This window comes from Sphingopyxis sp., from assembly GCF_050725655.1.
Classification (GTDB): Bacteria; Pseudomonadota; Alphaproteobacteria; order Sphingomonadales; family Sphingomonadaceae; genus Sphingopyxis.
Map to the genome: position 1 here is coordinate 58,211 of NZ_JBOHHT010000124.1, position 6,893 is coordinate 65,103.

6 protein-coding genes are annotated in these 6,893 nt (G+C 64.2%); 2 read left to right on the forward strand and 4 right to left on the reverse strand.

The features are described 5' to 3' along the window. Nucleotides 1–32: 32 nt before the first annotated feature. Genes ACREBX_RS20380 through ACREBX_RS20390 form a run of 3 tightly spaced genes read right to left on the reverse strand, consistent with a single transcriptional unit; the run spans nt 33 to nt 3,967 of the window. Nucleotides 33–821, reverse strand: a complete 789-nt coding sequence (locus tag ACREBX_RS20380) for a ThuA domain-containing protein (RefSeq protein WP_431563560.1) — start codon at nt 819–821, stop codon at nt 33–35. After that, entirely contained in the window at nt 818–1,834 is a 1,017-nt protein-coding gene (locus tag ACREBX_RS20385) for an NADP-dependent oxidoreductase (RefSeq protein WP_431563561.1), read from the reverse strand. Before ACREBX_RS20385 ends, ACREBX_RS20380 begins: the two co-directional genes overlap by 4 nt. Before the next feature lie 9 nt (nt 1,835–1,843). Beyond that, complete coding sequence (locus ACREBX_RS20390; protein ID WP_431563562.1) at nt 1,844–3,967, reverse strand: molybdopterin-containing oxidoreductase family protein; 2,124 nt, start codon at nt 3,965–3,967, stop codon at nt 1,844–1,846. A gap of 120 nt (nt 3,968–4,087) precedes the next feature. Between ACREBX_RS20390 and ACREBX_RS20395 the strand changes: the two genes are divergently transcribed. Further along, nucleotides 4,088–5,086 (forward strand): NADP-dependent oxidoreductase, encoded by a 999-nt coding sequence (locus ACREBX_RS20395; RefSeq protein ID WP_431563563.1) that lies wholly within the window; start codon nt 4,088–4,090, stop codon nt 5,084–5,086. A gap of 20 nt (nt 5,087–5,106) precedes the next feature. Continuing rightward, nucleotides 5,107–5,919, forward strand: coding sequence for an SDR family NAD(P)-dependent oxidoreductase (locus ACREBX_RS20400; protein ID WP_431563564.1), 813 nt, complete (start codon nt 5,107–5,109; stop codon nt 5,917–5,919). On the opposite strand, the gene ACREBX_RS20405 is transcribed toward ACREBX_RS20400, so the two are convergent. Then, nucleotides 5,916–6,893: AMP-binding protein (locus ACREBX_RS20405; protein WP_431563565.1), on the reverse strand; the 978-nt coding region annotated here is incomplete at its 5' end. The genes ACREBX_RS20400 and ACREBX_RS20405 overlap by 4 nt on opposite strands.

A 6,893-nucleotide genomic window follows, 5' to 3' on the forward strand; every position in this document is an offset into this window, starting at 1 on the left:
CAGCCGCTCCAACCGCGCGATGCACATTTTCGTTAGGCGCTCGCGAAGCTTGGGGCGACATGGGCGAGCGCGTTCGCGAGGAACCGGCGAAGGTTCGGGTCGGCATAGGCGGCAGGGCCGTCGCCCGGCTGGAGATAGACGAGGCGGCCGTTGCCGACGGGCTTTTCCCACGCGATGACGTCGCTTTCGGGGCGATGGTCCCAGCCGGTGTTGCTGAACATCCGGCCCGCAACCGCCTGCGTCGCCGAGTAGAAATTGTCGCGGACGAAGGCGTGATCGGCGCGGAGTAGCGGCGTCACGGCAACCCAGACGGGCGCCAGATACAGCTCGTCGCAGAGCGGAAAGCGCGGCGGCAGGCCCGCCGTCACCGGATGCCCGGGATCGAGCACGACCGCATCATATTGCACCTCGTGACGATAGCCCGAGTCGAGATGCGCTTCGCCGTTCGCGGTGCCGGGCCGGTAGAGAAAGCGTCCGCCGAGCATATCGGCCCATTCGGGCCACTCGGCCCAGCCGGCGATTGCGTGGTGCATCGCCACCGCGCCGCCACCGCGCGCGAAATAGTCGGTGATCGCGCGGCGATATGTCCATGATGGCGGCCGCGACGTCATCATGCCGTCGCCGAAGTGATAGCCGGGCATATCATAGAAGAGGATGGCGTCGGCGTCGTCCGCCGCGCCCGCGGCAACTGCTGCCTCGGCTTCGGGATGGATCAGGTGCGTGACGGCCCAGCCATCGAAGCTCGCGAGCAAATCGGCGAAGGGCTTGGCCTCATAGGGGTGGCCGCCCGACAGGACGAGAAGGCGCCGGTCCTTCGTCATGCGATCTTCAGGATCATCTTGCCCCGATTGCTGCCCGCGAAGAGCCGCATAAAGGCGCTAAAACTATTCTCGATCCCCGCGTCGACATGCTCGTCGGCGATGAGCTTGCCCTGCTGCAGCCACGCGGCCATCTCGGCGGCGCCCTCGGCGAAGCGGGGGATATAGTCGGCGACGAGCAGTCCGCGGATCGAGGCGCGGTGGACGATGAGTTGCCAGATATTGCGCGCGCCAACCTTTTCGACGCTGTTATATTCGCTGATCAGCCCGCACAGCCCGATGCGTGCACCGTGGCGCAGGTTCATCAGCCCCGCGTCGAGGATGTCGCCGCCGACATTTTCAAAGATGATGTCGACGCCATCGGGGGCTTCGGCGCGGATCGCGTCGGTCAGGGTGTCCACATCCTTGCCGCGATAGTCGATCGCCGCGTCGAAACCGTAACGCTCGACCAGCCGCGCGCATTTCTCTGCACCGCCGACGATGCCGATGACCTTGCTCGCGCCTTTGATTTTCGCGATCTGCCCGACCAGCGAACCGACCGCGCCCGCAGCGCCGGTGACGAGTACGACATCGCCCGGCTTGGGCTCGCACACTTCGATATATCCGAAATAGGCCGTCATCCCGACCGCGCCGAGGATCGACAGATAGTTGGTGACCGAAGGCACCAGCCCCGCATCGATCACCTGGGTGAAGCCGCCGACCGTGCCGACCGAATATTCCTCGATGCCGTTGAGGCCGAGCACCCACTGGCCGGGTTCGAAGCCGTCGGCTTTGCTCGCTTCGACCACGCCGACCGTCGTCGCCCGCACCGGATCGCCGAGCGGGATCGGCGGCATATAGCTCGGCGCATCGTCCATCCATCCGCGGATCGCGGGATCAAGCGAAGCATAATGATTGCGGATCAGAAACTGGCCATCGGCGAGCTCGGGCAGCGGCTCGATGACCAGCTGGAAATCCTCGCGCACGGGTTCGCCATCGGGGCGGCGTATCAACAGGAAACGGCGGTTATCGGGCATGAAAACTCCTCAAGCGGGTACGATGGAGACCGGGATCGCGCTTTGCAGCGACTGGCCGGTGATCGGATCATAGCGAACGGTTTCGCTGACAAGGCGGTTCGTGGAGGCGCCGCGTTCACGCACTTCGTTGGCCCCGACATCGGGACCACCGAACGCATGCGTCATCGACACGACGCCGGGACGCATCCCCTTTGCGGCGCGCGCCTCGGCAACAACCTCGCCCGCCGCCGACCGGATGCGGACGATGTCACCCTCGGCGCACGGGATGCGCGCCATGTCGTCGGGGTGCAGGAAGGCGGGATTGGTCGTGCGCTTGGCGGTCAGCGCGGTCAGATTCTGCCCGGTCGAATTAAACCGATGTCGGCTGCGGCGCGACACCATGCGATAGGGAAAATCGGGTGTCGGCCGGTTGTCGGTGGCATAAGCGATCAACTGGTCGGGCATCGATCCCGCGCAAAGGTCGAAGCGGCCGTGCGCATCGGGGTCGCCGGCTTCGACGATCGGATGCAGGTCGGGATAAATGACGGCGCGGCCATCGATCGTGTCGGCGCGAACTTTGCCTGGCATAACGACGCAGCCTGCGGTCATCAGGTCGAGGAACGTCTGTTTGCTGGGCTTTTCGTCCATCGGGCAGGGGCCGCCCGGAAGCGGAATGTCGATGCCGATGCGGTGGGCGAGCCCCCACAGCATTTCCCACTCCTCGATCAGATCGCCCGGAGCGCCTATCATTGCCTCGGTGTAGCGGGCGTAGGGGATCTCGTACCACCATTCGGACAGGTTGCTGATGTCCTCGCGCTCGAGGCACATGGTGGGGGCGAGGATATAGTCGGAGCGCTTCGCGGTCGCGGACTCGGCATTGACGTCGATGCTGACGAGCAGTTCGAGACCATCGATCGCGCGCGTCATCTTGTCCTGATCGGGGAAGGCGACCACGGGGTTGCCGCCGATCGAGATCAGCGCGCGCACCTGCCCCTCGCCTGGGGTGAGCATTTCATCGGCGAGAACGTTGCATGGCATTTCCATGCCGAGATGCGTCAGCCCGCGGATGCGCGAAGCAGGGAACCCGTCGCCGTAGGGGGTCATCGGCGGCGCGACCTGCGCCCGGCGCGGGGTGGCCGCAGTGAAGACGCGCGGGATCGAACTTTTCTCGCCCTCGCGGCAAAAGCGTCCGCAGATGATGTTGAGCGACGATACGAGATATTGGGTGAGTGTGCCCTGACCCGCCATTTCAGGGCCGGTGCCGGTCGAGACGACACCTTTGGTGCCGCCCGCGAACATCCGCGCGGCCGCGACGAGTTGACTTTCGTCGACCCCTGCGCGCGCAGCCGCAACGGCGGGTGTGAAATCGGCAACGGCGCGCTGGAGTTCGTCGAGGCCATCGACATATTGCTGGACGAAGGCTTTGTCATACAGCCCTTCGGCCAGGATGACGTGGATGATCCCGGCGAGCATCGCTGGGTCTTCGCCCGGGCGCACCGGCAGATGGATATGCGCGAGCGCCGCGACGTCGCTTTCTCGCGGATCGGCGACAATCAGCTTGAGCCCTTGCTCCAGCGCGTCGCGCAGGCGGCGGGATGGCGAGAAGGGCGGCAGACCGCCCGGCGGGCCGTAGTGCGAGACGATCGGATTGTTGCCGATGAAGAAGGCCACATCGGCGTCGGCGAACGTATGCATCCCACCCATCCAGCTGCCGTATCGCATGGTTGTATAGACCTTGGCGGGCTGATCGAGTGTGACAGAGGTGTAGATGTTGCGGGTGCCGAGGCCCTGCGCGAAAGCCATCGCGCTGCCGACCCCGGCGCTGTTCTGGAACGCGTAGGTGCCGCCATAGACAGCGACCGCGTGCGGGCCGTGTTCGGTGATGATGGCGGACAGCTTGGCGCCGATCTCGTCGAGCGCGGTTTCCATCGCGATATCCTGAAACGCGTCATCGACGCGTGTCTGCGACACCGTCAGTCGCTGGGGCCCGTGATGCGCCTCGGGCAATTGGCGGCCCTTGATACAGGTGTAGCCGCCGAACACCGGGTCGTCGGGGTCGCCCGACACCTTCGTGACGCGTCCGTTGTCTATGGTGATGAGCATGGCGCAATTGGCGTGGCAGAAGCGGCAGAAACTGCGGCGTACCTCAGGCATCTTATCTCTCCCTGATGACAGCCTAGTCGCCTGCTCTCCATGCGCGACTGTCAATTTTAGCGGTGGCTGCTTTGCGACCGGAGGCGCAATTCTTGGCGAAACCAAACGGGGAGAAGATCGATGCCGACCGCGCGCCAATGGCTGCTGAACGGACATCCGCGTGGACGCGGGATCGAGGACGGCGATTTCGAGCTTGTCGAAACCGAAATCGGAACGCCCGGCGGGGGCGAAATTCTGCTCAAGACACTCTATCTCGGCTTCGATCCGGCGCAAAAGGGCTGGATGGAAAATATCGCCGACTATGTCGCGCCGATGGCAATCGGTGATGTGATGCGCGGCAGCGGCATCAGCGAAGTTATCGAAAGCAACCACCCCGGTTTTGCGGTGGGCGATGTCGTGACGGGTTCGACCGGCTGGACTGAATGGCACCTCTCGAACGGCGAAGGGCTGGTGAAGATCGAAACGGCCCTGCCGCCGACCGCGATGTTGTCGGTGTTGGGAACCACGGGCGTGACCGCCTATTGCGGACTGTTCAAGGTCGGGCGGCCGGTCGCAGGCGAAACGGTGCTGGTGTCGGGCGCAGCCGGCGCCACGGGGTCGGTCGTTGGGCAGCTGGCCAAGATCGCGGGTTGCCGCGTGGTTGGTATCGCCGGCGGCGAGGACAAGTGCCGCTGGCTCGTCGAGGAAGCGGGTTATGACGCCGCGATCGATTACAAGGCGGGCGATGTTCGCGGACAGATCAAGGAGCATTGCCCCGGCGGGGTCGATGTCATTTTCGACAATGTCGGCGGCTCGATTCTAAACGACATGCTCGGCGAGATATCGACGGGCGCGCGGGTCGCGATCTGCGGCGGGATCAGCCGTTACGAGACTGGGTCGCTGCCCGCAGGGCCGCAGAATTACTTTAATCTTGTCTTCCGGCGCGGGACGATGGCGGGGTTCATCGTGCTCGACTGGGCGGCCGAATTTCCGGCGATCCGCAAACGTCTCGAAGGCTTCGTCCACGATGGGCGCCTGACGTATCGCGAAGATATGCAGCAGGGGTTTGAAAATGCCCCGACGACGTTGAAACGCCTGTTCAGCGGCCAGAACCGCGGCAAGCAATTGTTGAAACTTTGAATCAGAGACAGGAGAGGCATATGGGCAGGCTGGCTGGCAAGCGCGCGGTCATCATCGGCGCGGCGTCCGAGGGCAATATGGCGCAGATCACCGCGCGGTTGTTCGCACGCGAAGGTGCGACGGTGATGGTCGCGGGGCGCAAGCAGGAGCCACTCGATGCGTTCGCGAGCGAGATCGGCGGGCATGCGATGCTGTGCGATATCACCGACAAGGAATCGGTCTTTGCGCTCCCTGACGCGGCGAAGGCAAAAATGGGCGGCGTCGATATCGCGATGAACGCCAGCGGCTGGGGCCTGCTTAAACCTTTGCTCGACGTAACCGAAGAGGAGCTGGCAGCGATCGTCGCATTGCAGTTCACTGGTGTGCATCATTTCCTGCAAGCGTTCGTCGGGGCGATGCTGACGAACGATCCGACGGGTGGCTCGATCATCCAGATATCATCGGCAACGACGCGTTCGCCGATTAGCAACCATGCTGCTTACATCGGCACCAAGACGGGGTCAGAGGCGCTGATCCGCTGCGTCGCCAATGACTTTGGCGCAGCGGGCATCCGCGCCAATATCGTGTCGCCGGCCTTCACCGAATCGCCGATGACGCAGGGCGCCTTTGCAACCCCCGGCCTCGTCGACGCCTTCCTGCCGCGATACCCGCTCGGGCGGCTGAACACTGCGCAGGATGTCGCCAATGCGTGCCTGTGGCTGGCGAGCGATGAAGCGTTTGTGACGGGAGAGAATTTGCGGCCGAACGGCGGCCTTGCGCTGCGCGGCAATCCGCAGGAGGGGGATATCGCCGCGTCGGTGGGCGCGGCGATGGCGAAGTTGCAGAACGGCTAGCCGATCTGCCGTTCGCGCCCTTCCCAATAGGGCGCGCGCAGTTCGCGGCGGAGAATTTTGCCCGACGGGTTGCGCGGCAGCGCGGGGATGAAATCAACCGACTTGGGGCATTTATACCCTGCGATCCGCTCGCGTGCCCAAGTGATGATATCGGCGGCATCGACGCGCTGACCGTCTTTCAGGACGACGCAGGCTTTGATCGCCTCACCCCATTTCGCGTCGGGGACGCCGACAACCGCGACATCGGCGACCGCGGGGTGGCCATAGATCGCATTCTCGACCTCGGCCGGATAGACATTCTCGCCGCCCGAGATGATAATGTCCTTCACCCGGTCGTGGAGGTAGAAATAACCGTCCTCGTCGGTGTAGCCCGCGTCGCCGGTGCGCAGCCAGCCGTCGCCGTCAATCGTCTCGGCCGTCGCCTCGGGACGATCCCAATATTCGCGCATATTCGCCTGGGCGCGGATCGCGATCTCGCCGATCGCTCGTGGAGGCAGGACATTGCTGTCGCCATCGATTACCCGCATCTCGACCCCGCGCAGGGGCTTGCCGACCGAACGCATGCGCTCGTTGCCCGCAGGGTCATGGTCCTCGGGCGGCAGCGCCGCGATGGTGCCCGATGTTTCGGTCATTCCGTACATCTGGACAAAGCCGCATTGAAAGATGTCGATGCACTGACGCAGCAGGTCGAGCGGGATCGGCGAAGCGCCATAGGCGATGTGACGCAGCCGCGAAAAATCGACTTCGCGCGCGCCGGGCTGATTGACGATGATCTGCATCGCCGCCGGCACCATGAAGATTTTGGAAATGCCATGGACCTCGATCAGGTCGAGGACCCCGCCGGGGTCGAACTCGCGGGTGATGACGCCGGTCGCGCCGTTGGTCATCACGGTGAGGCCATATCCGGTGCCGCCGATATGAAAGCATGGCATCGCGACAAGGCCGACATCGTTTGCATCCCATCGCTCCCAATC

Bases quoted from the DNA above. Each gene is read 5' to 3' on its own strand.
- ACREBX_RS20380 (WP_431563560.1), bottom strand. From the start codon at position 821: ATGACGAAGGACCGGCGCCTTCTCGTCCTGTCGGGCGGCCACCCCTAT.
- ACREBX_RS20385 (WP_431563561.1), bottom strand. From the start codon at position 1,834: ATGCCCGATAACCGCCGTTTCCTGTTGATACGCCGCCCCGATGGCGAA.
- ACREBX_RS20390 (WP_431563562.1), bottom strand. From the start codon at position 3,967: ATGCCTGAGGTACGCCGCAGTTTCTGCCGCTTCTGCCACGCCAATTGC.
- ACREBX_RS20395 (WP_431563563.1), top strand. From the start codon at position 4,088: ATGCCGACCGCGCGCCAATGGCTGCTGAACGGACATCCGCGTGGACGC.
- ACREBX_RS20400 (WP_431563564.1), top strand. From the start codon at position 5,107: ATGGGCAGGCTGGCTGGCAAGCGCGCGGTCATCATCGGCGCGGCGTCC.